Origin of the sequence: Mesorhizobium sp. CAU 1741 (assembly GCF_039839275.1) — a bacterium.
Classification (GTDB): domain Bacteria; phylum Pseudomonadota; class Alphaproteobacteria; order Rhizobiales; family Rhizobiaceae; genus Aerobium.
Window position 1 is genome coordinate 1,261,787 of record NZ_JBDOQP010000002.1, and the last position, 24,599, is coordinate 1,286,385.

Consider the following 24,599-nt stretch of genomic DNA (forward strand, 5'->3'; position numbering starts at 1 on the left):
GGGCGGGTCACCTTGAAACGAAAATGGCGGCCGAAGCCGCCATCATCACGTCCAGAACGGCCGTATGACCTATTCGGTGGTCGCGGCTGCGTCCTTCTCGGCGGCTTCCGCGGCAGCCTTCTCGGCGGCAAGCGCCTGGGCCGCGGCGACCTTCTCGGCCTCCAGGCGTGCCCTCTCGGCGAGGACCGCCTCGCGCTCGGCGTCGTTCAGCTTGCGGGCGCGCACGCCGGTGTTCTCGACGATGCGAGCCGACTTGCCGCGACGATCGCGCAGGTAATAGAGCTTGGCGCGACGGACCTTGCCGCGACGCACGACCTCGACGCCTTCGACCATCGGCGAATAGACCGGGAACACGCGCTCGACGCCTTCGCCGTAGGAAATCTTGCGGACGGTGAAGCTTTCCTGGAAGCCCGAGCCCGAACGCGCGATGCACACGCCTTCATAGGCCTGGACGCGGGTACGCGTTCCTTCGGTGACGCGCACCTGGACGCGCACCGTGTCGCCCGGCTGGAAAGCGGGGAGCGTGCGCTTTTCTTCAATCTTTGCGGCCTGCTCGGCCTCGATCTGACGGATGATGTCCATCGTGAGAATCCTCTTCTTGTTCTTCGAACAGCCAGAGCGCTCTCACTTGCCGTGCAGCATCAAGGCCGCCTTGGCTATGCCGAGCGGACCAGGGTCCGAAAGGCAGGAGCGAATTCACCGTAATTGTTGACGGGCCGGGCATACCCCGGATCAGTGGCGCGCTCATACAGGTTTTTCACGGGGCTGTCACCTGTCCGCGCCGTCTTTTTTGCCGTGTTCGGCGGCAAGGAGGTCGGGGCGGCGCGCCTCCGTCAGCCGCAGCGCCTGCTCGCGCCGCCATTGCGCGACCTTACCGTGATTCCCAGAGGTCAGGACCTCTGGGATCGAGAGGCCCTCGAACATTTGAGGCCGCGTGAAATGGGGGTGCTCGAGCAGGCCGTTCTCGAAACTCTCCTCGTCGGCGGAAGCGTCATTTCCCATCACGCCCGGCAGCAGGCGAACCACGGCATCGAGCAGCACCAGCGCCGCCGGCTCCCCGCCCGACAAGATGTAGTCGCCGATTGATACCTCCTCGAGCCCGCGCGTGTCGATGACCCGCTGGTCGACGCCCTCGAAGCGTCCGCAGACGATGACGGCACCCGGCCCAGCAGACAATTCGCGCACCCGTGCCTGTGTTAGCGGCTTGCCGCGCGGGCTCATCAACAGTCTTGGGCGGGTGTCGCCCTCGGGCGCTGCATGGTCGATTGCGCTGGCGAGAATATCGGGCCGCAGCACCATGCCGGCGCCGCCGCCAGCCGGCGTGTCGTCCACCGTGCGGTGACGGTCGGTGGCGAAATCACGGATCTGCACGGTTTCCAGCGACCAGGCGCCGGCTTCGAGGCCGCGGCCGGCAAGCGACAGGCCGAGCGCGCCGGGAAACATCTCCGGATAAAGCGTGACGACGGTGGCGCGAAAGCTCATTCGGCCTCGCCGCCGTCATCGTCGTCGTCGTCGTCGTCGACCAGTCCAGCGGATTTCGTGTCGACACGAATGTAGCCTTCGCCCACCGTGATTTCCGGAATGGCGGCAATGGTGAACGGGATCATCACGGTACGACGGCCGGCGAGCGCCACCTCGACGATGTCTCCGCCGCCGAAATTCTGGATTGCGGTGACCTTGCCGATCACGGTGTCGGTTTCGTCGCGCACCGCGAGGCCGATCAGGTCGGCGAAATAGAACTCGTCGTCGTCCAGATCGTCAGGCAGCGCCGTGCGGTCGATGAAGAGTTCGGTGCCGGTCACGGCCTCCGCTGCCTCGCGCGAGGCGACTTCCTTGAAGCGCACCACCACCACGGTCTTGGCGGGGCGGATGCTCGCAACCGTAAACACGCGGCCATCGGCAGCGTGCAACGGGCCGTAATCGCCCAACGCCAGCGGGTCGCCCGTAAAGGTCTTGACCCGGACCTCGCCCCGGATCCCGTGCGGTGCACCGATCACCGCCATCTGCACTGGTTTTGCGGATTTCGTCATGGCGTGTCTCTAGCCGTAGCGCCGAGCGAATACAATTCACCTCGCGCTAACCGGTGTGATGCCAGTATCGCTGCATGGACGAATTCCTCATCTGCGCGCGACCGGACCTGCACAAGGCGCGGTCCGAATGGCTCGCATCGCTGGCGAACGAGAGGCGGCTTTCGGCGCTGACGGTCGATGCTTATGAGCGGGATACACGCCAGTTCCTGCAGTTCCTGACCGGGCACAATGGCGGCGCCCCAGGCATCGAGGACATTGCCGGGCTGAAGCCGGTGGATTTGCGGTCCTTCCTCGCGCATCGCCGCAATGGCGGAGCGGGCGCGCGTTCTCTGGCGCGCGGACTTGCCGGCATCCGCTCGCTTCTGCGCTTTCTCGAGCGGCGCGGGCTCGTAAACGCAGCCGGCGCGACGGCGATGCGGGCGCCGCGCCAACCGAAATCGCTGCCCAAGCCGCTAACGGCAGCGGATGCGCGCCGTGTCGTCTCCACCGGCGAGCAACTCGCGGAAGAACCGTGGATCGCAGCAAGAAATGCCGCCGTCCTGACCCTGCTCTATGGCTGCGGACTGCGCATATCCGAAGCGCTGGCATTGGGTGGAACGGACCTTGCAGGGCCGGACGACACGATGCTGCGAGTGATGGGCAAGGGCGGCAAGATGCGGATCGTGCCGGTATTGCCGATCGCGCTGCAGGCAGTCGGGGCCTATCGCCGCCTTTGCCCCTATCATCTGGGCGCCGATCAGCCGCTGTTTCGTGGCGCGCGCGGCGGCCCGCTGCAGCCCGGCATCATCCAGCGGGCGATGAAGTCGATGCGCTCGGCGCTCAACCTGCCTGAAACCGCGACGCCGCACGCGCTGCGCCATTCCTTCGCGACGCATCTGCTTGCCAAGGGCGGGGATCTGCGCGCGATCCAGGAACTTCTCGGCCATGCCAGCCTGTCGACGACGCAGATCTACACAGGCGTCGACACGGCGCGGTTGCTCGACATCTATGACGCCGCACATCCACGCGCCTGACGCATTTTCACGGCCGGCTTAACCGTTTCGCCGCACTTGGACGCTAGCGTCGCCTCCATGAAACGCTCCATCATTCTTGCCGAGCGCGCCGCCGGCCTGTCACTCAGGCTGATCGCAGCGCTCAATCTGATCTTCGTGATTGCCTTCGTCGTCGCGTTGCTGATCGCAACATCGCGGGCGGACGCGCAGGACGACATCGCCTGCAGCGGCGAGAACCTGATGGCGCAGATGCAGCGCGACGATCCTGCGCTGCTGGAGCGGATCCGCGCCGAGGCCGAGCAGGTCGCCAATGGCGACGCACTGTTGTGGCGGGTGGAAAAGGACGACACCGAGCCATCCTACCTCTTTGGCACCATGCACATGTCCGACCCGCGCGTCGTGAGCCTGCCATCGCGGGCGCAGGCCGCGTTCGACGAAGCCTCGACGGTCGTCATCGAGACGACGGACGTGCTCGACCAGTCGAAAATGATGGCGGCGATGCTGTCCGATCCTGGCCTGATGATGTTCACCGACGAGACCACGTTGTTCTCGCTGCTCTCGGCGCAGGACCGTGCCTCGGTTGAGGCTGCGCTTGCCAGCAGAGGTATCCCGCCGGCGAGCGTTGCCAAGATGAAGCCGTGGATGATCGCCGCGATGGTGGCGCTGCCCGCCTGCGAACTGGCGCGCAAGACCGCCGGCGCGCCGGTGCTCGACCTGGAACTCGCCAACAGCGCCAAAGCTGCCGGAAAGGACCTCGCCGGTCTGGAATCCGTCGCCGACCAGCTCGGCGCTATGGCATCGCTGCCGATGGAGTTTCATCTGCGCGGTCTCGTGGACACGCTGGCGCTGGGCGATCGCGTCGACGATGTCATCGAGACGATGATCGTGCTCTATCTGGATGAAAAGACCGGCATGTTCTGGCCGTTCCTGCGCGCGGCATTGCCGTCACAGGACGAAGATGATGGTGGTTATGCGGCGTTCGAGGAAACGATGGTGACGGCGCGCAACCGCACAATGGCCGAGCGCTCCGGTCCCTTTCTCGACAAGGGCGCGGCTTTCGTCGCCGTTGGGGCACTGCACCTTCCGGGCGAGGACGGGCTGGTGGCGCTCCTGCGCGACGCGGGCTATCGCGTCGAGGCCGTGGAATAGCAGCCCTCGGCGGCGCTGCCGATCACGGCAAACGTGATTTGGTCGCCCTGCGATGCTTTGCTAGCCTTCATGTGTGGTGAACTAGAGGAGACCGACATGAAGACTGTACTGGCGCTTGCCGCCGCTCTCGGCCTTTCGGTTTCGGCAGCTTCGGCCGCCTGCTCCGGATATGTAAGCGCTTCGGTCGACAAGGAATTGACCGTAGCCAGCATTTCGACACCCGCGGACGACGCAAAGCCGACCGTGGAAGAGAAGGAAGCCGAATAGGCTTTCGCTCAAACCCTGTGAATGTGTTCCTTGCCCCGCTCCGCATTCGATGCGGAGCGGGTTTTTCGTAGGCGGCTGCCTCAGGCGGCCTGCTTCTTCGGCTGGATCAGGCCGCGCGCGACGAGAAGTTCGGCGATCTGCACGGTGTTGAGCGCCGCACCCTTGCGCAGATTGTCCGAGACGATCCAAATGTTGAGGCCGTTGTCGATGGTCTGGTCCTCGCGGATGCGCGAGATGTAGGTCGCGTCCTCGCCGGCCGAATCGAGCGGGGTGACGTAACCGCCATCCTCGCGCTTGTCGATCACCAGGCAACCCGGCGCCTCGCGCAGGATGTCGCGCGCTTCGTCTGCCGTGATCGGGTTCTCGAACTCGATGTTGACCGCCTCGGAGTGGCCGATGAAAACCGGCACGCGCACGGCGGTGCAGGTGACCTTGATCTTCGGGTCGAGCATCTTCTTGGTTTCGACCATGACCTTCCACTCCTCCTTGGTGGAGCCGTCGTCCATGAAGACATCGATATGCGGGATGACGTTGAAGGCGATGCGCTTGGTGAACTTCTTGGCTTCGACCGGATCGGCGACGAAGACGGCGCGGGTCTGGGTGAAGAGCTCGTCCATGCCTTCCTTGCCGGCGCCCGATACCGACTGGTAGGTGGAGACGACGACACGCTTGATCGTCGCCTTGTCGTGCAGCGGCTTTAGCGCCACGACGAGCTGTGCCGTCGAGCAGTTGGGATTGGCGATGATGTTCTTCTTGCGGAAACCTTCGATGGCGTCGGGGTTGACCTCAGGCACGATCAGCGGAACCTCGGAATCGTAGCGCCAGGCAGAGGAATTATCGATGACGATGCAGCCCTGCCGGCCGATCTTCGGCGACCATTCCTTCGAGACGTTGCCGCCGGCCGACATCAGGCAGATGTCGGTGTCGGAGAAGTCATACTGGGCGAGGTCCTTCACCTTCAGCGTCTTGTCGCCATAGGAAACTTCCGTGCCCTGGCTGCGGCGCGAGGCGAGTGCGACCACTTCGTCGGCGGGAAATCCGCGCTCTTCGAGAATGTTCAGCATTTCGCGTCCGACATTGCCCGTGGCGCCGACGACTGCAATCTTGAAACCCATTTCAGTTGCTCCTTGTGGCAGCAGGTCCCGCCTCCGGGATCATGCTCTGTCTCTCCGCTGGTGCTTTTGGAAAGAACCCGCTGGCTGCGGGTCGTCCCCTAGAGCCGAACCCGGGGAGAGGGCGAGCAGGCCAAGGGACGTCAGACCGTTTTGGCGGTCGTCGTTTTGGCGGTGGTTTTGGTGAAGCGGGCGCGCGCGACGGCACGTCCGGCGGAAGCGTCTGCTTCAGAGCCGAAAAAGCCGAATGAAAAATATGCCATCAGAAGGCCGCGCATCGCGTCTGTCCCGGTTCGCGCCCGCCTTGTACGCCGTTGGCGGCAAGAGTCAATGCGGCCGGGCGAGGCGATCAGCTCGAAGTGATTTGACCCTGATCGCGCGCGCAATAGCTCTGGAAGATGCAAAGAGGACAATGGAGACACCAATGACCCTAAATGCCTCAATCCGCGCCGCGTTGTTTGCCGGTGGTCTTGCCGCTTGCGGAGCTACAGCCGCGCTGGCGCATCATGGCTGGGCCTGGACCGAAGACGGCCTGTTTGAGCTGACCGGCACGGTCACGGCGGTGTATTTCGGCAATCCGCACCCGACGCTCGATGTCGACGTGGAAGGCGAAACCTGGCGCGTCGACCTTGCGCCGCCGCGCGCCAGCGCCAATGCCGGCTTCACTGAAGACACCGCCGAGGTGGGTGACGAGGTGACCGCCATCGGCAATCGCTCGCGTGATCAGGCGGAACTGTCGATGAAGGCGTCGCGCATCGTCATCGACGGGGAGACCTACGACGTCTATCCCAACAGGGCGCCGACAAACTGAACGATACGGTCCTGGAATTGCTGACGACGGTCGAGCAACTTCACGCGGTGGAGTTGCTGAAAGCCTCTTTCGTCGCCTATCCGCTCTTGAACGCCCTGCACATTCTGTCAATTGGCGTGCTGGTCGGATCGATCCTGCTCATGGATCTGCGTATCATTGGGGTGGCGCGCTACGTGGACGCTGCGACGCACTTTCGTTTCATGCGCCGGGCCATCGCCATCGCCCTATCGTTCGCGGTCACAAGCGGCCTGGCGCTGTTCTCGATCCGCGCCAGCGAGTACGCCGTCAATCCGGCTTTCCAGGTCAAGCTTCTGCTGCTGGCGCTGGCCGGGCTGAACTTCGTCATCTTCCATATGTTCGCGCGCACGCCCGAACCAACCGGCGCCGCAAAGCTGGTGGCAGCCCTGTCGATGTGCCTGTGGGTGTCGATACTGGTGGCGGGCCGTTTCATCGGGTTTGTCTAGGCAAGGGAACGTCGCGCCCGTCAGCCAGCTGGTCCAGACCAGCGAAGGAGCCGCCTCAGGGTGCCGGGCTGCGTGCCGACACCCTGAATCACTTCGCAATATTCAAATGCGCTTTCGGTTCCTTAGCCGGCGCGGAACCTCTCGACGATCGCGTCGCCCATCGCGGTGGTGCCGACTTCCGTCATCCCGTCTGACATGATGTCGCGGGTCCGCAGGCCATCATCGAGCACGGCCGAGATCGCCGCTTCGAGACGGTCGGCTTCGGCGATCATGTTGAACGAATAGCGCATGCACATGGCGAATGAGGCGATCATGGCGATCGGATTGGCGATGCCCTGGCCGGCGATGTCGGGCGCGGAGCCGTGTACCGGCTCGTAAAGCGCCTTGCGCTTGCTGGTCTTGGGGTCGGGCGCGCCCAGCGAGGCGGACGGCAGCATGCCCAGCGAGCCGGTCAGCATGGCGGCGACGTCAGACAGCATGTCGCCGAACAGATTGTCGGTGACGATGACGTCGAACTGCTTCGGCCAGCGGACGAGCTGCATGCCGCCGGCATCCGCCAGCATATGGGTGAGTTCGACGTCGGCGTATTTTTCCTTGTGGGTCGCGGTGACCACCTCGTTCCACAAAACGCCTGACTTCATGACGTTGCGCTTCTCCATCGAGCAGACCTTGTTGCCGCGCGTGCGCGCCAGTTCGAAGGCGACGCCGGCGATGCGCTCGATTTCGTAGGTGTCGTAGACCTGGGTGTCGATGCCGCGCTTCTGGCCGTTGCCGAGGTCGATGATCTCCTTTGGCTCGCCGAAATAGACGCCGCCGGTGAGCTCGCGCAGGATCAGGATGTCGAGGCCCTCGACCACTTCCGGCTTGAGCGACGAGGTCGCGGCAAGCGCGGGATAGCAGATCGCCGGGCGCAGGTTCGCAAACAGTTCCATGTCCTTGCGCAGGCGCAGCAGGCCGGCTTCCGGGCGCACCTCGTAGGGGACGCCGTCCCACTTTGGCCCGCCGACGGCGCCGAACAGCACCGCATCGGAGGCCATCGCCTTGTCGACGTCAGCGTCGGCGATCGAGGCGCCATGCGCGTCATAGGCGCTGCCGCCGACGAGCGCCTCGTCGGTCTCGAAGCCGGCACTCATCTCGGCATTCATCACCGCGATGAGCTTGCGCACTTCCGCCATCGCCTCGGGGCCGATGCCGTCACCAGGAAGAAGGAGAAGCTTGCGCGATGCCATGGGAAGAGCCTTTCAGGGATGATTTAAGCCGCCGCCTTGCTAGCCCCAGCGCGGCTTGGGCGCAAGTCTCGAAGGACGCACTAGCGGTCCCGCTTCAGTGCGGTGACCTCGATCTCGATCTTCATCTCCGGCTCGTTGAGCTGGCAGATGACCATCGTCGCGGCCGGGCGGATTTCGCCGAAAAATTCGCCGAGGATCGGAAAGACCTGGGAAACGAAGCCGCGGTCGGTGACGTAATAGTGGGCTCGAACCACATCGGAGAGCGAAAAGCCTGCCTTTTCGAGCGTCGAACCGATTGTCGCCATGCAGTTGCGGGCCTGCTCCTCGACGGTCTCGGGCATCGTCATAGAGGCGTAGTCGTAACCGGTGGTGCCGGCGACGAAACACCATTCGCCGTCGACCACCGCGCGCGAATAGCCTGCGGTCTTCTCGAAGGGAGAACCGGTGGAGATGAGATGGCGGGTCATGGCTGCCTCGGGATCAGAAGTCGGACGGGATCAGCGCGTCGGCCTCTGCGGGCCATTCGTCGCGGGCGGGCCAGAACCGGGTGCCGTCGCCTTGCTGGGCGAAGTAGACCGCCTCGCCGAGAGGGTCGATGACGACGAAACTATCCGAACCGCCGCAGGCATGGGGAACGCATCCGCGCGCAGAGACGAGGCCATTGGCCATCTCGGGGCTTCCCGCGGTGCCCAGACCCATCGCAACCTCGCCGAGGTCATCCTCCAGCAGCGCCTGGGCGGCCGCGTAGATGTCGGCATTGCGAAACAGATCCAGCGGATGGGAGACCGTGGCGGGATCGAAGCTGGCCCAATCGGTTCCCGGCTCGGGGGCGTAGGTCAGGCGCCCGTGAACGCTAAACCCCTGCTCAGGTGTCCAGATCCGCAGGTCGGCTTGCTCACCAGGCAGCAGGTAAGGGACGAAATACACGCCATAGTCCGTGACTGCCGGCGCCGGCGTGTCGCAGTCATCTTCGGTGGTCGCCGAGGTGATGTTGCCGTCCTGTGGCTTCCAGACCATGACGATGGACGGCGAGCAGGCATTTCCGCCCGGGCCGACGCTGAAAAAGGCGACGTCGGTGCCGGCGACATCGGCGATCCTGTCGAACATGACGAAGTAGTCGCGGGCGAGCTCCTCGCCGTTGAACGCCAGCACCTTGTCGTAGTCGGGCGTCTCGGTGATGCTGAGTTCGCCGCCGGCGAAGTCGATGGTCTCGGGCGGGTCATCCTGCGCCGAGGCGGGTATCGCGGCCAATCCGATAAGAAGAAGCGCACAGAGGCGGCTTGTCGATAAGAGGGTCATGCACGGTTCCCCGAGGTTGCGTGCGGGCAATCTAGCGTGCCCGGCGCGTTCGCGGAACCATGCTTCGATCTTAGCCGTCGATCACGATGCGGCGAAGGATGCGCCGTACCAGCGGTGCGACGACGAGCACCGAGGGAAATGCGACAGCCCAGGACGACATCCATGCCGTGAACCAGAGGCTCGCGAATCCGGCGTCGACACGTTGAATGGCAAGGAACGTGGCGATGCCCGAAACGATGAATGTCATGAAACAGGTCAGCAGGAAGCCGAAGGCGACCTGTTCGACACGCTTTGGGACGAACGGCCTCACAGCCGGCTCAGGCCCAGGGACGGCTTTCCGCATTGCGCTGTTCGAACGTGGCGATCGACGGCGACTTCTCCATCGTCAGGCCGATGTCGTCGAGGCCGTTCAGCAGGCAATGACGCTTGAAATCGTCGAGGTCGAACGTGACGACGCCGCCATCGGGGCCATGGATTTCCTTGGCTTCGAGATCGACGGTCAGCGTGGCGTTTGAGCCGCGTTCTGCATCGTCCATCAGCTTGTCGAGATCTTCCTGGCTGACCGTTATCGGCAGTATGCCGTTCTTGAAGCAGTTATTGTAGAAGATGTCGGCGAACGACGTCGAGATCACGCAGCGAATGCCGAAATCGAGCAACGCCCACGGCGCGTGTTCGCGCGAGGAGCCGCAGCCGAAATTGTCGCCGGCCACGAGGATCTGGGCATTGCGGTAGGCAGGCTTGTTGAGCACGAAGTCCGGGTTCTCGCTGCCATCCTCGTTATAGCGCATCTCGGCGAACAGGCCTGTGCCAAGCCCGGTCCGCTTGATGGTCTTGAGGTAGTCCTTCGGGATGATCATGTCGGTGTCGACATTGACGATCGGGAGAGGAGCGGCGACGCCCGTGAGCTTGGTGAACTTGTCCATTGTTCTGCCTGTCTTTCGGCCTCGGAATTCTGTCCGGCCCGCTTTACACTCAAAGACCGGAAAATCAAAGGCCTGCCAACCGGCCGAGGGAGAGGCGCATGCGGATCGACGCGTTCGGGGTCGAGATATGGATGAACAGGCACGAGAATCACTGCCGCTACAATCTCGCAGAAACCTGCGTGGAATCGCTGACGGTGGCGGAGTTGCTGGCGCTTGCCGGCAAGTCGAACGCGATCCTCGACGAACTCCTGCCGATGAAGCTGACCTATGGGGCGATCGAAGGATCGCAACGCCTGCGCGACGCGATCGCAGAACTCTACGAGACCAGGGGACCTGACGACGTGCTGGTCGCGCATGGTGCGATCGGGGCAAATTCGCTGGTGTATTCCGCTCTCGTCGAACCGGGCGACACCGTCATCTCGATCGTGCCGACCTACCAGCAGCATGTCTCGATCCCCGAAAGCCTCGGCGCGACGGTCAAGAAACTGCCATTGCGGGAGGAGCAGGGCTACGCGGTCGACCTCGACGAATTGCGGGACCTTACGAAAAGCGGCGCAAAGCTGATCGCGTTCGCCAATCCCAACAATCCGACCGGCGCGCTGATGGACCGCGCGGTGCTGGAAGAGATCGTGCGCATCGCTGAAGGCTGCAGCGCATGGGTGTTGTCCGACGAAGTGTATCGCGGCATCGACCAGAGCGGGGACGGGACGACCGCTTCGGTCGCCGATATGTACCCGAAAGGCATCTCGATCGGCTCGATGTCGAAGGCGTTCTCGCTGGCGGGACTGCGCCTCGGCTGGATCGTCGGGGATCCGGACCTGCTGCGAGACGTTTCCATCCACCGCGATTACAACACGATCAGTGTCGGCATGGTGGACGATCTGCTGGCTGCCATCGCGCTGGAGAGCAGGGATGCGATACTCGCCCGCAACCGCGCAATCGTGCGGCAGAATCTTGCCATTCTGGACGAATGGGTCGCGGGACAGCCCTCGATCTCTTGGGAAAGGCCGCAGGGAGGCACCACCGCCCTGTTGCGCTACGGCGAAGAGACCGACTCCGAAGCGTTCTGCCTGAGGCTGCTCGAGGAAACCGGGGTGCTTTTCACGCCCGGCGCTGCGCTTGGCGCGGAGGGCACGGTTCGGATCGGCTATGCCAACAACACGCAGATCCTGCGTGAGGGGTTGGGCGCGGTATCGGAGTTTCTGGCGGGGAGGTGATCGGGATGATGGATGAGCATGGCGATCATCTCGACCGCCATGCTCCTTCTCCTTACGCCCGGCGCAGCGCCATGACGCCGGTTTCCGTGCCGGTGAGGCGGCGTGAGCGGCCATCTGCGCCGACCACCATCTCCACGCGGGTGCGTTCGGCGCGGAAGTTCTGCGAGGTCGATGCATCGACCGGCGGCGAAAACTTCACCGTGACGCGCCACAGATCCGGCTTGATGGTCTCGGCAAGCCCGATGACGCGGCCGCTGGCGGCGTTGCCATTGAAGGCACCCTCGACCGCGTCGCCGACCACGAAAGGCGGGGCGGGCTGGTCATTGACCGGCGATGCCGTGCCGGTGCGTGCAGACAGCGTGTTCCAGTCGCGCTCGCCATGCTGGCGGGCGACGATGTCGAGCGCCTTGCCGTGCGAGAGGTTGATGCCTTCGGCACCGAGGGCGTCGCGCAGGCGTTTGGCATGGGTCTTGTAATCGGATGACGAAAGGGTCATCGCGTTTCTCCTATCCGGTTGGTACGGCATGCATGTCACGGGAGCCCGCATTGCCGTTTCGGCCGTCACATGACAGGGAAACGAGACATTCGAGGAAGCTTCACCATGGCTTTCGCCTGCGGGCGGCAGGTGCTTCCCAACCCGGCTGCTCAGATAGGCATGGTGATGCCCGGCGTCAATGAGGGCGCGGGTCGCCGTGGAACCTCGTCGGCCTGATGGCGTTCGAGGTGAATGCAACCCGATGACACCGACGACAAGCCTTTCGACGCTCCCGTGACGGTCCATAGCGGCGGCGCGACCCGCAGCATCGGCTCGGTGCGCGAGGCCTATGATTTTCTTTCCGGTACGGATTGGCCGGGGGAACGCGGTCCGCGCCATCGCGACGCGGAAGATGCCTGCCTCAAGGTGTTCGACGGCCATCGGTCGCGCGTGGATGCCCGCGACGGCTTCATCGAGGCTGCGCGGGAAGCAGGCATCCTTGATGAAGCCGATCCTGCCTGATCGATCTCAGATGACGTTCAGCTCGCGGAAAGGCCGGTTTTCCGCAATCCTTTCATAGCCGAAAGCCGAGCAGTCGATGCTGCGGTAGGCGCCGTGGACGACGAGTTCGGCCAGCGCCTTGCCGACGGCGGGCGCCTGCTGCAGGCCATGGCCCGAAAAGCCGTTGGCGAAGAGCAGGTTGGCGACTTCCGGATGGGGGCCGATCACAGCATTCTGGTCCAGCGTGTTGTATTCGTAGTGGCCGGCCCAGGCGCGACCCGGCTTGATCGCCTCGAAAGCCGGCACGCGCGTGGCGAGGGCTGGCCAGACGATTTCCTCGAAGAGCGGCCAGTCGGGGTCGAAATCCTTCGGGTCGGCGGCGCCTTCGCCTGCCTCGTCCTCGGCGCCGCCGGTGATGTAGACGGAGCCCTCCGGCCGCACCCAGATGCCGGAGGTGTCGACGAGCAACGGCATGTCTTCGAATTGCTCGCGCGCCTCGAAGACGAAGACCGTGCGCTTGCGCGGTTCGACCGGCAGATGAAGGCCCGCAAGGGCGGCGATCTTGCCGCCATTGGGGCCGGCGGCGTTGACGAGGATTCCGGCATCGATCGTCCGCCCGTCGGCCAGCGTGACACCCGTGACGCGGTTGCCTGTCCGGCCGATGGCGACCACGTCACCCGTGATTATCTCGACGTTCCTGCTCTTGAGACCCTTGCGAATCAGCCCCAGCAGCGCGTGGGCGTCGAACCAGCCTTCGCCGGAGCGGCCATAGGCGCCGCCGGCGATGCCTTCCGTCGAAAGCCAGGGGAAGCGTTCCTGCAGGGCGGCGGCCTCCTCGAGCACGATGTCGGCGCCTTCCGCCAACTGCACCGCGTGGTTGGCCGCGAGCACCGGCATGCCCTCGGCGCCCGCCAGGATGAGATAGCCCTTCTCGCGGAATGAAATGTCGGCGTCGGCACCGAACCGTTCCTTCAGCTCCCTGAACAGGCCGAGCGTGAAACGCGACAGCCTGATGTTCTCCGCAATCGAGAATTGCTGGCGGATCGATGCGGCCGACAGGGTCGTTGAGGCCTGCGTGAACTGCGGATCGCGCTCGATCAGCGTGATCGTGCCCGAAAATCCTTCCTCGCGCAGGAACCAGGCGATCGAGGCTCCGATGATCGCGCCGCCGATGATGACGATGTCGCTGCTGGGCATGAGCGGTATATTCCCCGTGATGTCTCGGGCGGAGCCAAACAGCTTCGCGATGCGGCTGCAAGAGTCGCATTGCCGCGCCGTGGCGCTTGCGCGAAAGAATCGCTTGCGCCAGAAAGGCTGCCATGCAGATCAGACCCCTCCGCCGCCGCCGCTCCGTTCTCTACGTGCCTGCCGTCAATGCCAAGGCGCTGGCCAAGGTCGCCTCGCTGGCCTGTGACTGCGTCGTCGTCGACCTGGAGGATTCGGTCGCGCCCTCGCAGAAGGCGGAGGCGCGCGATGCCGTCACCGCCTTCTTCGCCTCGCGCGAGAAGGACGGCAAGGAAATGGTCATCCGGATCAACGCGCTGTCGAGCGAATGGGGAGGCGACGACCTGCTTGCCGCGCGCGAATGCCGGCCGGACGCCATCCTGCTGCCCAAGGTGGAAACGGCGCGCGACGTGCTGGAAGCCAACGACGTGCTCGACGAAGCCGATGCGCGGGCCTCGATGTGGCTGTGGGCGATGATCGAGACGCCGCGTGCGATGCTCAATATCGGCACGATCGCCGAGCTGGGGCGCGACCGCGGCGCGCGGCTCGCCTGCCTCGTCGCCGGCACCAACGACCTCGTCAAGGAAACCGGCATCCGCGCGACGCCCGACCGTCGCTATCTCGTTCCATGGCTGATGCAGATGGTTCTGGCCGCCCGCGCCGGCGGGCTCGACGTGCTCGACGGCGTAAGCAATGATTTCCGTGACCTCGACGCCTTCGGCCGTGAATGCGCCGAAGCCGGCAATATGGGGTTCGACGGCAAGACGCTGATCCATCCGGCTCAGATCGAGCCGGCCAATAGCGCCTTCTCGCCTTCACAGGAGGAGGTGGACGATGCGCTGGCGATCCGTGCCGCCTTCGCACTGCCCGAAAACGGGACCCGCGGCGTCATTTCGCTGGACGGCAGGATGGTCGAGCGGCTGCATCTGGATCAGGCCGAACGGCTGTTGGCCAAGGCCGGCCTATGAGGGAAACAGGATGAAACTCTACCGACTGCTCACCGGACCCGACGATTCGAGCTTCTGCCACAAGGTGTCGCTGGCGCTGTCCAAAGGCTGGCACCTGCATGGCTCGCCGACCTACGCCTTCGATGCGGAAACCAAGACCATGCGCTGCGGCCAGGCCGTGGTGAAGGATGTCTACGGCAAGGATTACGATCCTGGGATGAAGCTCGGCGAGCAGTAGGTATCGGCCGCCGCGCCTGTCGCGCCGTTCAGGCATGGATCCCCGGGTCAAGCCCGGGGATGACGAGGTGGAGATGGATGCGGCAAACCGCCAGCATCGACGTTTAGCTGCGACATATGAGCTTCGTCATCCCCGGGCTTGACCCGGGGATCCATGCCGGAACGCTGATAAAGGGCGCGAACCTCCACCCAAACAAACCTATTCCGCGTTGGTCTCGATGCGTTCCATGTCGTCGTCGGAGAGGCCGAAATGGTGGCCGATCTCGTGGATCAGCACGTGGGAGACGATGTCGCCCAGCGTTTCCTCGTTCTCGGCCCAGTAGTCGAGGATGGCGCGGCGGTAGAGCGTGACGCGGTTGGGCCCCTCGCCCGTCGACGGGTTCCAGCGCTCGGCGATGCCGCGCCCCTCGAACAGCCCCAGCAGGTCGAACGGCGTCTCGAGCGCCAGATCGTCCATGATCTCTTCGGTGGGAAATTCGGCGATCTGGATGACGATCTCGCCGGTCAACTGGCGGAACTCGGCCGGCAGGTGGGCATAGATCTCCAGCGCCATGAGTTCGAATTCCTGAATGGACGGGGAGAGTTGGTCCTCCCAGTCCCGTGTCTGATAGATGCGCGCCATTCTGTGTCCTTTGGACCGCCATATAGACCTTTGTGCAGCCGCTTTCGAGCCCTGAAGCGGCTCTATGGTGAAGGCAGTCGCCAAGGGGCGGTGCGTGTCGACGCAAGGGAAGGAATAAATTCTTGTCCACCCGTGCTTGACTCTTCGTGGCCGCTCTGGAATCCATAGGAACATAACAGGAACATTTACAAGAAGAGAGCGGCACCATGGCGACATCCGTCGTGGCGCGGGAAACGGTTTTTGCCCTGCGCCGGCAAATCGCGAAGATCGAGGGCAGGCTCGCCGAGCGGCTTGAACAGCCGGCGGCTGAGGCCGGCGGAGCGGGCATCGTGTTGCGCCATGCCGGGCGGCCGACGGCAGGCGCCCTGCTGCCGATCGGCGCTCCAAGCCTCGACGTCGCGCTCGACGGCGGCTTGCCGCTGGCCGGGCTGACGGAAATCCATGGGCGCCAGACGCGTGATGCCGGCGCGGTGGCCGGCTTTTCGCTGGCGCTCGCGGTCATGGCGCGGAGGCTGGCGGCGACGACGGCGCCGCTTTTGTGGATCGCCACAAGCGAGGTTCTGTCGGAAGCCGGCCGGCCCTACGCGCCCGGCATCCTGCATCGCTTCGGACTGGAGGCGGAGGCGCTTCTGCTGGCGCAGACACGGCGCATCGAGGATGCCCTGTGGGTGGCTGAGGAGGCGGCGGGACTGTCCCGCCTGTCGGCCGTCCTCCTGGAGGTTCGCGGGGTCGCGCACAGGCTGGACCTGACCGCAACCCGGCGGCTGCATCGCCGGGCCCAGGCCGCGGCCCGGCCCTTCTTTCTCCTGCGCCAGGCCGGGCAGCCGGAGCCGACGGCGGCGCCGGTGCGCCTCGTCGTATCGCCGGCGCCGGCGGGGGAGCGCCGGCTCTTCTCACGCGCGCTCGAAGGCTCGATCGGCCCGCCGGCCTTCATGGTCGAGATCGGCCGGAGCCGTACCGCTATGCCTGCAACAGCCGTGCTGGAATGGAACGAAGATGAACGCGCCTTCCATGAGAGACCCCTTGCTGCCGACCGGACGGCGGATACTGGCCTTGTGGTTTCCGTATCTGGCGAGCGACCGCGTCCTGCGGACAAGGCTGGGCGCTTCCTGGCTGTCCGGGGAGCGGCATAGGCCGGCGCTCGTCTTCAGCCATCGCGACAACAATTCCCAGCGGGTCGCCGCCTTCTGCGAAAAAGGTGCCCGCCTTGGCCTGCAGCGAGGGCTGGGGCTTGCCGACATGCGCGCCATGCACCCCGATGTCGAGGTGCTGGAGGTTGACACCGCCGCCGACCACCGGTTGCTCGTCGCGCTTGCCGACTGGTGCGACCGCTATACGCCGCTGGTGGCGCTCGACGGTGCGGACGGGCTTTTCCTCGACATCACCGGCTGCGCGCATCTCTTTGGCGGCGAGCAGGCGATGCTCGACGACATGCTCGATCGGTTTCATGCGCAGGGTTTCCATGCCAGTGCCGGGCTCGCCTCGACGCCGGGCATGGCCTGGGCGGCGGCGCACTTCCTGAAGGCCTTGCCGGTGCCGCCCGGTGGCGAGGCCGTCGCGCTCGCGCCGCTGCCGCTGGATGCGCTGCGGCTGGAACAGGCGCAGCGCACGGGACTGGAAAGTGTCGGCCTGCGCACCGTCGGCGCGATCATGGATGCGCCGCGTGCGCCTCTGGCACGGCGCTTCGGCAAGGGGCTGCTCCTGCGGCTCGATCAGGCGCTTGGGGTTGTCGAGGAGGCCGTGTCGCCGCGCCTTGCCGTGGCATCGCTCTCGGTGGAGCGGCAGTTGGCCGAGCCGATCGTGACGGATGAAGAGATCGAGCGCCTCGTCCTGCTGCTGGCGGCCACGCTGAAGGAGGATCTCGAGCGGCGGGGCGAGGGTGCAAGGCTGCTGCAACTGGCGCTTTTCCGTGTCGACGGAATTGTGAAGCGCATCACCATCGGCGCGTCGCGGCCGCTGCGCGAGCCGGCGATGATCAAGCGGCTGTTTCACGAACGCATGACCGCGATCGGCAATCTCGATGCCGATTGCGGCTTCGAACTGGTGCGGCTCTCGGTGATCGAAGCGGCGCCCTTCGCGCAGGAACAGGGCGATCTCTCGGGCAGGAGCGACGATGGAGAGGCCGATCTGGCGCTGTTTGCCGACCGGGTGAGGGCGCGGCTGGGCGAAGAAGCGCTGATGACGTCGCGACTGGTCGAAAGTCATGTGCCCGAGCGGGCCGTGGACTGGTCGCCCTTCTGTGCGAACCCTGGATCGAAGGTGGCAGAGGCGATGGAGTCCGAGCGCCCGGTCCGCCTGCTTGCCAGGCCGGAACCCGTCGAGGTCGCCATGGCCGAGGTGCCTGAAGGCCCTCCCTATCATTTCCGCTGGCGGCGGGTGTTCTATCGGGTCGCGCGCGCCGAGGGGCCGGAGCGCATCGCGCCCGAATGGTGGCTTGAGGGAGAGCAGGAAGGCCCCACGCGGGATTATTTCCGGGTCGAGGACGAGGAGGGGCGCCGCTACTGGCTGTTCCGGCAGGGTCTTTACGGCACCGCCACAGAGATGCCGCGCTGGTTCCTTCACGGCATCTTCGCATGAACAGGCAGGCCGACATAGCCTATGCGGAGTTCGCGGTGCAGTCGAACTTCTCCTTCCTGCAAGGCGCGTCGAAGCCGGAAGAGCTTGCGGTTGCGGCCAGCCTACTCGGGTACCGGGCTCTCGGGCTTGCCGACCGCAACAGCGTCGCCGGCGTGGTGCGGGCGTGGAAGGCAGCCGACGTGGCTGGCATCGCCTATCATCCGGGCGCGCGGCTGGTCTTTTGTGACGGGGCGCCGGACATGCTGGCCTATCCGCAGGACCGGCAGGGCTGGGGGCATCTGTGCCGGATGCTGACCGCTGCCAACGAACGCGGTGAAAAGGGCACCCCGCAGCTCAATCAGGACGACCTGATGTGCTGGGGCGATCGGATGTCGCTCGCCGTCATGCCTGATCTGTCGCGAGACGCGGACGACATTCTGGCTCTTCTGCGCCGATATCGCGACCGTTTCGGCGGAGCCCTGTGGCTGGCCGTGGCGCCGCTTCACGGCGGCGGCGACCGGTGGCGGCTGGAGCAGGCGGCAGCTCTGGCATTGACTGCCGGCGTTCCGATGATGGCCGTCAACGACGTGCTCTATCACGCGGCAGAGCGGCGCCAGTTGCAGGACGTCGTCACCGCGATCCGGCTCAATGTGCCGGTTGCGCGGGCAGGTTTCGCGCTCAACGCCAATGCCGAGCGTCACCTGAAGACACCGGCCGAAATGGCAAGACTGTTTGCCCGTCATCCCGGCGCGCTCGCGGAGACGATCCGCTTTGCCGAAACGCTTCGTTTTTCGCTCGACGAGCTGAAGCACTTCTACCCCGACGAGGCGCAGGAAGACCCGCAGGCCAAGCTGGAGCGGCTGGCCTGGGAAGGCGCTCGCTGGCGCTATCCCACATGCATTCCCGAAAAGGTCCGCAGCAGCATCGCCACCGAACTCGCTTTGATCGGGGAAAAGGCATATGCGCCCTATTTCCTTACCGTGTACGACATCGTCTGGTTTGCCAAAGGCGAAGGCATCCTGTGCCAGGGTCGCGGTTCGGCGGCCAATTCGACCGTGTGTTTCTGTCTCGGCATAACGGAGGTCGATCCGGCGACCACCGACCTGCTGTTCGACCGCTTTCTTTCGACCGAACGCGACGAGCCGCCGGATATCGACGTCGATTTCGAGCACGAGCGGCGCGACGTCGTCATGACCTACATCTACGAGAAATACAGCTCCAAGCGGACCGCGCTCGCCGCCGCCGTGACGACCTATCGTGGCCGCTCGGCGATGCGCGAGGTCGCCAAGGCGCTGGGCCTGTCGGAGGATGCGCAATCGGCGCTTTCGAGCTCGATATGGGGCTGGTCGACCTCCGAACTGGGCGAGCGCGAGACGAAGGCGGCAGGCATCGACGGCACCGACGCGACGGCCCGTCATCTGGTGCGCCACGCCAACGAAATCCTCGAATTCCCGCGTCACCTGACGCAGCATGTCGGCGGGTTCGTGATCACACAGGACAGGCTCGACGAGATCGTGCCGATCGTGCGCACGGCGATGGAAGAGCGCCGCATGGTCGAATGGGACAAGGACGATCTCGACAGGACCGGCATCCTCAAGGTCGATGTCCTGGCGCTGGGCATGCTGTCGTGCATGCGCCGGTGCTTCGACATGATCGAACGCCACTACGGCCACCACTGGAAGCAGCGTCTCGACCTGACCTTCCTGTGCCGCGACCACCAGCCGGATGTCTACGACATGATCTGCCGGGCCGACACGATCGGCGTCTTCCAGATCGAGAGCCGGGCGCAGATGTCGATGCTGCCGCGCCTGAAGCCGAGGGAGTTCTACGACCTCGTCATCGAGGTGGCGATCGTGCGGCCGGGGCCGATCCAGGGCGACATGGTGCATCCCTACCTGCGCAGGCGGGAGGGAAAAGAGACGCCGCATTATCCGAAACCGGAACTGCAAGCGATCCTGGAGCGGACCCTGGGCGTGCCGCTGTTCCAGGAGCAGGCGATGCAGATCGCCATCACGGCCGGTGGTTTCACGCCCTCGGAAGCCGACCAGTTGCGCCGTGCCATGGCGACCTTCAAACGGGTCGGGACGATCGGCACCTACCAGACCAAGCTGATCGAGGGCATGGTCAAAAGGGGATATGAGCGCGACTTCGCCGAGCGCTGCTTCCGCCAGATCGAGGGCTTCGGCGAGTACGGCTTTCCCGAAAGCCATGCGGCGTCCTTCGCGCTGTTGGTCTATGCGTCCGCCTGGATGAAGACCTATTATCCGGACGTCTTCTGCGCCGCCCTGCTCAACTCCCAGCCGATGGGGTTCTATGCCCCCGCGCAACTCGTGCGCGACGCGCGCGAGCATGGCGTCGAGATATGCGAGCCCGACGTCAACCTGTCGGAATGGGACTGCACGGTTGAACCGTCTCCGTTCGACCGTTCCCGGATCGCGCCGCGCCACCGGGAGATGAGCGGCGTCATCAGGACGGAGCACGCCGTCCGGCTCGGCCTGCGCCAGATCAAGGGGCTGCCGGAAAAGGCGGTCGAGGCGTTGGTCGGCAATCGCGGTGCTGGCTATGAATCGGTTCGCGACCTGTGGCTGCGCTCCGGCCTGCCGCGCGCAGTGATCCAGCGGCTCGCCGAGGCGGATGCGTTCCGTTCGCTGGGGCTCGACCGGCGCGCGGCGCTGTGGGCGGTGCGGGCGCTCGACGAGAAGGGTGCTGCCGAACGCCTGCCGCTGTTCGAGCGGCCCGAGCTTCGCCTGGCCGACCACGAGCCGGTCGTTGCGCTTCCGTCAATGCCCGCGGGTGAACATGTCATCCAGGACTACCGATCGCTGTCGCTGTCCCTCAAGGCGCATCCGGTATCTTTCCTGAGAGATGCGCTCGATCGCGGTGGAACCATGCGCAACGGCGAGCTGGAGAAGGTAGGCAATGGCCGGCGCGTCACGGTTTCGGGCCTCGTGCTGGTGCGCCAGCGGCCGGGCTCGGCCAAGGGCGTCATCTTCATGACGCTGGAAGACGAGACGGGTATCGCCAACATCGTGGTCTGGAAGAAGACCTTCGAGCGGTTCCGCGCCGTGGTGATGGGTGCGCGGCTGGTACGTGTCGTCGGTAAGCTGCAATCCGTCTCGGGCGTGATCCACGTGGTTGCCGAGCGCATCGAGGACATCAGCGGGCTGCTGGAACAGCTTTCGGAAGCGGCGATGAAGGTCGATTTCAGGGCGCCGGTCGACGAGACCAAGCGTCCGGTCTGGGAAGACCGTCGCGGCACACGCAAGGTCAGGAACCGCGCATCAGGGGCGGCGGACCGCATCGCGGGAAACAGCGACCCGCGCATGTCGGAGAAGGCCGGACCAGAGGGGGCGGCGCCAGAGATGACCGGATCGGGGGCGGTCCGGAAGGTCATGCCCAAGGGGAGGAATTTCCATTGACCGTATCCGGATCGCCGTCTCAGGGACTGGACAGGAGACGCTCCATCCGTCGAAAGCTCTCGGCGAGCACTGAAGCGTCTTTCAGCGCGTGGGCAAGCATGATGCCCCCCTGCCACTCGGCGAGGGCAGCGCGTGACTGGGTCAGGGCGATCGACGGACGCTGGCCGGCGCGCCCCAGTTCGCGCGCCATGAAACCGATCAGCAGTTGGAAGGATTGCGCCGCGCGCTCTGATGCCTGTGGCGCCTCGCCTCGAAAATCGCGCACGCACAGGCCGATCGGGCAGCCATGCGCGACGCGACTGCGCAGGCTGCGCGACAGCCGCGAAACCATGGCCACCAGCCTCCGGCGCGGATCGGATTCCTCTTCTTCCGTGGCCCGCAGCATGGCATCGGTTTCGGCGACGAATATGTCGGCGACGGCCTGGGCGAGCTCGGCCTTGGTCCTGAAATAGTAGAAGAGGTTGCCGGGCGGTACCTGCGCCGCCGTAGCGATCCGCGCCAGCGTGGTCGAAGCGTAGCCCTCGCGCCAGAACAGGTCCGCGGCTGCGGCCGTGATCGCTTCACGATTGGCCCTGCCCCTGGAGCGACCGGTGCCTGCGTGTGGCTGGCCGGCGCCCGCGCGGCTCACCGCGAGAACTCCTCCTGCTCGAGCGTCCGGGCCTCGGAAGGCAGCATGATCGGCACGCCGTCGCGCACGGGGAAGGCGAGCCTCGCGGCCTTCGAGATCAGTTCGCCGGTCTGCGCGTTCCACGACAGCGGCGCCTTGGTCAGCGGACAGGCAAGCATCTCGAGCAGCTTGGGGTCGACGCCATGGCGCGCGGCGACACTTTCCGCGCCGGGCTTTGCCACGTCATCCGTCATTGCAGGCTCGATCCGAAATCGTCGTCGTCTCGGGCAAGCGCGATCTCGGTCATGGCGATAAGCGTCTCCGCGCGCGTGCGCAGGTCCGGTGCCTCGAGAAGAGCCTGCTTCTCCGCCGGTCCATACGGCGCCATCATCGACAGCGCGTTGACGAGCATCGCGTTCTCCGCCCGGCTGACGCTTTCCCAGTCGGCATCGAGATCGTTGGCCTTGAGATAGGCGCGGAACGCTTTCAAGAGCGCTGGCCGGTCCACCTCGGAGGCGCCGGCCTCGGCGTCGAGATCGGCGATGAAGGCGGTGATGCGGCACTGGCGAAACGGCGTCTTCGCCGACAATTCGCTGGCAACCCTGAAACGGCACACGCCCTGGAGCGAGACGAGACATCGGCCATCGCCGGTCTCGGCATAGGATGTGATGCGGCCCAGGCAGCCGACCTCACACAGTTCGGGTTCGCCATCCGTGCGCAGCGCTCCGTCCAGCCGCGGCTGGATCATGCCGATCAACCTGTCACCTGCCAGCGCGTGGTCGGTCATCTCGAGATAGCGCGGTTCGAATATGTTGAGCGGCATGCGGCCCCCCGGCAACAAAAGCGCGCCGGACAAGGGGAAGACCGCCACCGTCTCCGGCAGGTCCTTCTGCGTGCGATAGCGCGCGTTTCCTGCCTGCACATCCAACTCCCTGTCTTTATGTCGTCACGCCCGGTCTATGAGAACAGCAAGGACGAAAGCTTGCGCCGTGCCGCCAGCGTCGCCTCGTCCGTCATACCCCAGGCCTCGAAGAACTTGAGCAGTTGACGACGTGCGCCGTCATCATCCCAGGTGCGATCGGCCTTCATGATCGCCAGCAATCCGTCGGCGGCCTGTTCGCGCTCGCCAAGCGCATTGTGAACCAGGGCGAGATCGAACCGGGCCTGATGGTCCTTCGGGTTCACCTCCAGCCTGCGCTGCAATTCGGTCGGATCGCCCAATTCCGCGACCTGGTCGGCCAACGCGACCTTCGCTTTGGCGGCGGCGAGCTGCGACGCCTCGTCCGACCCTTCCGGCGCGCGGGCGATCACCTCCCTTGCGCCCTCGATGTCGCCCATCTCGGCGAGCACATCGGCCAGTCCGCCCAGCGCATCGAGATTGTCGGGCTCCTGCCCGAGGATCGCGGCATAAATCTGCGCCGCGCCGCGTACATCACCTTCGCCGCGCAGTTCGGCTGCCGCGTCCAGAGCCTCGGCCGTTGCCTGTTCGGCGCCACCGGGACCGGCGACCTTGTCGACGAATTCGCGGATCTTGCTTTCGGGAATTGCGCCCATGAAGCCGTCGACCGGCTGCCCGTCGCGGAAGGCGATCACGGCCGGAATAGACTGGATGCCGAGCTGGCCGGCGATCGTGGGATGGTCGTCGATATTCATCTTCACGAGTTTCACCCGGCCGCCGGATTCTGCGACGACCTTTTCGAGCGCGGGCGCGAGCTGCTTGCACGGGCCGCACCACGGGGCCCAGAAATCGACCAGAACCGGCTGCTGCCGCGATTCCTGTATCACGTCAGCGGGGAAGGTCGCGGTGGTCGTGTCCTTAACCGCCGGTTCGCGCGCTTCCTGCGGTTGCGGTGCGGCGTTGCCGGTGTCGTACTGCACGGCATAGCCGCCGCCATACGGGTTGTCCTGCGCGCTCATGGCTCTTCCTCAGCTTTGTCCGACGTGGAGACCGGTCTAATACCGTGTGCGCCCAGCGTCGAGGGCATTGATGCGAAATGTGGCCATCAGCCCGAGAGTTTCAAGACCAGTGGCTCGTGGCCGGTCGCCACCGCGAAACGCAATAGGTCTTCGCGGGCGATCGAGGTCGTCGCGTCGTTGGTCAGCGGATGGGCGTTGATGATCTCGTGGCGCATCAGCGCCTCGTCGAAAATCATTCTCACGGTACCCTGGCTATCGTTGATCAGCCCGAAGGCGGTCACAGCGCCGGGAAGAACGCCCAGCAAGTCCAGCAGCCTGTCGGGCTTGCCGAACGAAACCCTGCCGGACGCACCAATCAGGTGGTGCACAGCCTTCAGGTCGATCTGCGCGTCCTCCTCGACGGTCAGAAGGAAGAACTGGTCCTTCTTGTCCTTGAGAAACAGGTTCTTCGTATGGCCTCCGGCGATCTCGCCGCGCAGAGACTGGGAGTCGGCGACCGTGAACAGGGGCGGGTGGCGCACGGTGGTGACCGCGATGCCCAAGCCTGCGAGGAATTCAAAAAGCTGTTCCGGTGTCTTGGGCATGCTGCCGGGTCCCTGGA

At 65.0% G+C, this 24,599-nt stretch carries 30 protein-coding genes; 12 read left to right on the forward strand and 18 right to left on the reverse strand.

Features of this window, described 5'->3' with window-relative positions:
• Positions 1–69: 69 nt before the first annotated feature.
• The 3 genes from rplS to rimM form a co-directional block, all read right to left on the reverse strand.
• Entirely contained in the window at positions 70–582 is a 513-nt protein-coding gene (gene rplS, locus AAFN84_RS12925; protein WP_347514953.1) for a 50S ribosomal protein L19, read from the reverse strand.
• Between the two features lie 186 nt (positions 583–768).
• On the reverse strand, positions 769–1,482 hold the full coding sequence (trmD, locus tag AAFN84_RS12930) for a tRNA (guanosine(37)-N1)-methyltransferase TrmD (protein ID WP_347514954.1): 714 nt from the start codon (positions 1,480–1,482) through the stop codon (positions 769–771).
• Entirely contained in the window at positions 1,479–2,030 is a 552-nt protein-coding gene (rimM, locus tag AAFN84_RS12935; RefSeq protein WP_347514955.1) for a ribosome maturation factor RimM, read from the reverse strand. Before rimM ends, trmD begins: the two co-directional genes overlap by 4 nt.
• A gap of 74 nt (positions 2,031–2,104) precedes the next feature.
• Here rimM and AAFN84_RS12940 point away from each other — a divergent pair, with 74 nt between their 5' ends.
• From AAFN84_RS12940 to AAFN84_RS12950, 3 genes are all read left to right on the forward strand, one after another.
• A complete protein-coding gene (locus tag AAFN84_RS12940) occupies positions 2,105–3,043 on the forward strand; it encodes a tyrosine recombinase XerC (protein WP_347514956.1) in 939 nt (312 codons plus the stop codon).
• A gap of 57 nt (positions 3,044–3,100) precedes the next feature.
• Positions 3,101–4,171 (forward strand): TraB/GumN family protein, encoded by a 1,071-nt coding sequence (locus AAFN84_RS12945; RefSeq protein ID WP_347514957.1) that lies wholly within the window; start codon positions 3,101–3,103, stop codon positions 4,169–4,171.
• Positions 4,172–4,267: 96 nt separating this feature from the next.
• A complete protein-coding gene (locus AAFN84_RS12950; RefSeq protein WP_347514958.1) occupies positions 4,268–4,438 on the forward strand; it encodes a hypothetical protein in 171 nt (56 codons plus the stop codon).
• 80 nt (positions 4,439–4,518) lie between these two features.
• Here AAFN84_RS12950 and AAFN84_RS12955 read toward each other — a convergent pair whose 3' ends face one another.
• Both AAFN84_RS12955 and AAFN84_RS12960 read right to left on the reverse strand, forming a co-directional pair.
• Positions 4,519–5,553, reverse strand: a complete 1,035-nt coding sequence (locus AAFN84_RS12955; RefSeq protein WP_347514959.1) for an aspartate-semialdehyde dehydrogenase — start codon at positions 5,551–5,553, stop codon at positions 4,519–4,521.
• A 140-nt stretch (positions 5,554–5,693) separates the two neighbouring features.
• Positions 5,694–5,828 carry a hypothetical protein gene (locus tag AAFN84_RS12960; RefSeq protein ID WP_347514960.1) on the reverse strand — a complete coding sequence of 45 codons (135 nt, stop codon included), beginning with the start codon at positions 5,826–5,828 and terminating at the stop codon, positions 5,694–5,696.
• 146 nt (positions 5,829–5,974) lie between these two features.
• Between AAFN84_RS12960 and AAFN84_RS12965 the strand changes: the two genes are divergently transcribed.
• The gene (locus AAFN84_RS12965) at positions 5,975–6,361 is read left to right on the forward strand and encodes a DUF6152 family protein (protein ID WP_347514961.1); all 387 of its coding nucleotides are present in this window, start codon (positions 5,975–5,977) and stop codon (positions 6,359–6,361) included.
• A gap of 17 nt (positions 6,362–6,378) precedes the next feature.
• Entirely contained in the window at positions 6,379–6,825 is a 447-nt protein-coding gene (locus AAFN84_RS12970; RefSeq protein ID WP_347514962.1) for a DUF6644 family protein, read from the forward strand.
• Between the two features lie 122 nt (positions 6,826–6,947).
• Here AAFN84_RS12970 and leuB read toward each other — a convergent pair whose 3' ends face one another.
• From leuB to leuD, 5 genes are all read right to left on the reverse strand, one after another.
• Positions 6,948–8,054 (reverse strand): 3-isopropylmalate dehydrogenase, encoded by a 1,107-nt coding sequence (gene leuB / locus AAFN84_RS12975; protein ID WP_347514963.1) that lies wholly within the window; start codon positions 8,052–8,054, stop codon positions 6,948–6,950.
• 80 nt (positions 8,055–8,134) lie between these two features.
• Positions 8,135–8,521 (reverse strand): RidA family protein, encoded by a 387-nt coding sequence (locus AAFN84_RS12980; protein ID WP_347514964.1) that lies wholly within the window; start codon positions 8,519–8,521, stop codon positions 8,135–8,137.
• 13 nt (positions 8,522–8,534) lie between these two features.
• On the reverse strand, positions 8,535–9,353 hold the full coding sequence (locus tag AAFN84_RS12985) for a hypothetical protein (RefSeq protein WP_347514965.1): 819 nt from the start codon (positions 9,351–9,353) through the stop codon (positions 8,535–8,537).
• Positions 9,354–9,423: 70 nt separating this feature from the next.
• Entirely contained in the window at positions 9,424–9,663 is a 240-nt protein-coding gene (locus AAFN84_RS12990) for a DUF2798 domain-containing protein (RefSeq protein ID WP_347514966.1), read from the reverse strand.
• A 7-nt stretch (positions 9,664–9,670) separates the two neighbouring features.
• A complete protein-coding gene (gene leuD, locus AAFN84_RS12995; protein WP_347514967.1) occupies positions 9,671–10,276 on the reverse strand; it encodes a 3-isopropylmalate dehydratase small subunit in 606 nt (201 codons plus the stop codon).
• Positions 10,277–10,374: 98 nt separating this feature from the next.
• Here leuD and AAFN84_RS13000 point away from each other — a divergent pair, with 98 nt between their 5' ends.
• A complete protein-coding gene (locus AAFN84_RS13000; protein ID WP_347514968.1) occupies positions 10,375–11,493 on the forward strand; it encodes an aminotransferase in 1,119 nt (372 codons plus the stop codon).
• A 52-nt stretch (positions 11,494–11,545) separates the two neighbouring features.
• Here the strand turns inward: AAFN84_RS13000 and AAFN84_RS13005 are convergent, their stop codons facing one another.
• Entirely contained in the window at positions 11,546–11,989 is a 444-nt protein-coding gene (locus AAFN84_RS13005) for a glyoxalase superfamily protein (protein WP_347514969.1), read from the reverse strand.
• A 231-nt stretch (positions 11,990–12,220) separates the two neighbouring features.
• Between AAFN84_RS13005 and AAFN84_RS13010 the strand changes: the two genes are divergently transcribed.
• Positions 12,221–12,490 (forward strand): DUF982 domain-containing protein, encoded by a 270-nt coding sequence (locus tag AAFN84_RS13010; protein WP_347514970.1) that lies wholly within the window; start codon positions 12,221–12,223, stop codon positions 12,488–12,490.
• A gap of 6 nt (positions 12,491–12,496) precedes the next feature.
• Here AAFN84_RS13010 and AAFN84_RS13015 read toward each other — a convergent pair whose 3' ends face one another.
• Positions 12,497–13,666 carry an FAD-binding oxidoreductase gene (locus tag AAFN84_RS13015; RefSeq protein WP_347514971.1) on the reverse strand — a complete coding sequence of 390 codons (1,170 nt, stop codon included), beginning with the start codon at positions 13,664–13,666 and terminating at the stop codon, positions 12,497–12,499.
• A 122-nt stretch (positions 13,667–13,788) separates the two neighbouring features.
• Between AAFN84_RS13015 and AAFN84_RS13020 the strand changes: the two genes are divergently transcribed.
• Positions 13,789–14,661 carry a CoA ester lyase gene (locus AAFN84_RS13020; protein WP_347514972.1) on the forward strand — a complete coding sequence of 291 codons (873 nt, stop codon included), beginning with the start codon at positions 13,789–13,791 and terminating at the stop codon, positions 14,659–14,661.
• A 10-nt stretch (positions 14,662–14,671) separates the two neighbouring features.
• The gene (locus AAFN84_RS13025; protein ID WP_347514973.1) at positions 14,672–14,878 is read left to right on the forward strand and encodes a DUF1737 domain-containing protein; all 207 of its coding nucleotides are present in this window, start codon (positions 14,672–14,674) and stop codon (positions 14,876–14,878) included.
• A gap of 198 nt (positions 14,879–15,076) precedes the next feature.
• Here the strand turns inward: AAFN84_RS13025 and AAFN84_RS13030 are convergent, their stop codons facing one another.
• Complete coding sequence (locus AAFN84_RS13030) at positions 15,077–15,499, reverse strand: metallopeptidase family protein (RefSeq protein WP_347514974.1); 423 nt, start codon at positions 15,497–15,499, stop codon at positions 15,077–15,079.
• Between the two features lie 206 nt (positions 15,500–15,705).
• Here AAFN84_RS13030 and AAFN84_RS13035 point away from each other — a divergent pair, with 206 nt between their 5' ends.
• Genes AAFN84_RS13035 through AAFN84_RS13045 form a run of 3 tightly spaced genes read left to right on the forward strand, consistent with a single transcriptional unit; the run spans position 15,706 to position 21,474 of the window.
• Positions 15,706–16,632, forward strand: coding sequence for a hypothetical protein (locus AAFN84_RS13035; protein WP_347514975.1), 927 nt, complete (start codon positions 15,706–15,708; stop codon positions 16,630–16,632).
• The gene (locus AAFN84_RS13040) at positions 16,553–18,076 is read left to right on the forward strand and encodes a DNA polymerase Y family protein (RefSeq protein WP_347515135.1); all 1,524 of its coding nucleotides are present in this window, start codon (positions 16,553–16,555) and stop codon (positions 18,074–18,076) included. Before AAFN84_RS13035 ends, AAFN84_RS13040 begins: the two co-directional genes overlap by 80 nt.
• Positions 18,073–21,474 (forward strand): error-prone DNA polymerase, encoded by a 3,402-nt coding sequence (locus tag AAFN84_RS13045; RefSeq protein ID WP_347514976.1) that lies wholly within the window; start codon positions 18,073–18,075, stop codon positions 21,472–21,474. Before AAFN84_RS13040 ends, AAFN84_RS13045 begins: the two co-directional genes overlap by 4 nt.
• Positions 21,475–21,493: 19 nt before the next feature.
• On the opposite strand, the gene AAFN84_RS13050 is transcribed toward AAFN84_RS13045, so the two are convergent.
• The 5 genes from AAFN84_RS13050 to AAFN84_RS13070 form a co-directional block, all read right to left on the reverse strand.
• Positions 21,494–22,102: a TetR/AcrR family transcriptional regulator gene (locus AAFN84_RS13050; protein WP_347514977.1), complete on the reverse strand. Its 609-nt coding sequence runs from the start codon at positions 22,100–22,102 to the stop codon at positions 21,494–21,496.
• Complete coding sequence (locus tag AAFN84_RS13055) at positions 22,099–22,335, reverse strand: Trm112 family protein (protein ID WP_347514978.1); 237 nt, start codon at positions 22,333–22,335, stop codon at positions 22,099–22,101. The genes AAFN84_RS13050 and AAFN84_RS13055 overlap by 4 nt, the downstream gene beginning before the upstream one ends.
• Positions 22,332–23,003, reverse strand: coding sequence for an LON peptidase substrate-binding domain-containing protein (locus tag AAFN84_RS13060; RefSeq protein ID WP_347514979.1), 672 nt, complete (start codon positions 23,001–23,003; stop codon positions 22,332–22,334). The genes AAFN84_RS13055 and AAFN84_RS13060 overlap by 4 nt, the downstream gene beginning before the upstream one ends.
• Before the next feature lie 35 nt (positions 23,004–23,038).
• Complete coding sequence (trxA, locus tag AAFN84_RS13065) at positions 23,039–23,998, reverse strand: thioredoxin (RefSeq protein WP_347514980.1); 960 nt, start codon at positions 23,996–23,998, stop codon at positions 23,039–23,041.
• An 86-nt stretch (positions 23,999–24,084) separates the two neighbouring features.
• Positions 24,085–24,582 (reverse strand): prolyl-tRNA synthetase associated domain-containing protein, encoded by a 498-nt coding sequence (locus AAFN84_RS13070; protein WP_347514982.1) that lies wholly within the window; start codon positions 24,580–24,582, stop codon positions 24,085–24,087.
• Positions 24,583–24,599 lie beyond the last annotated feature (17 nt).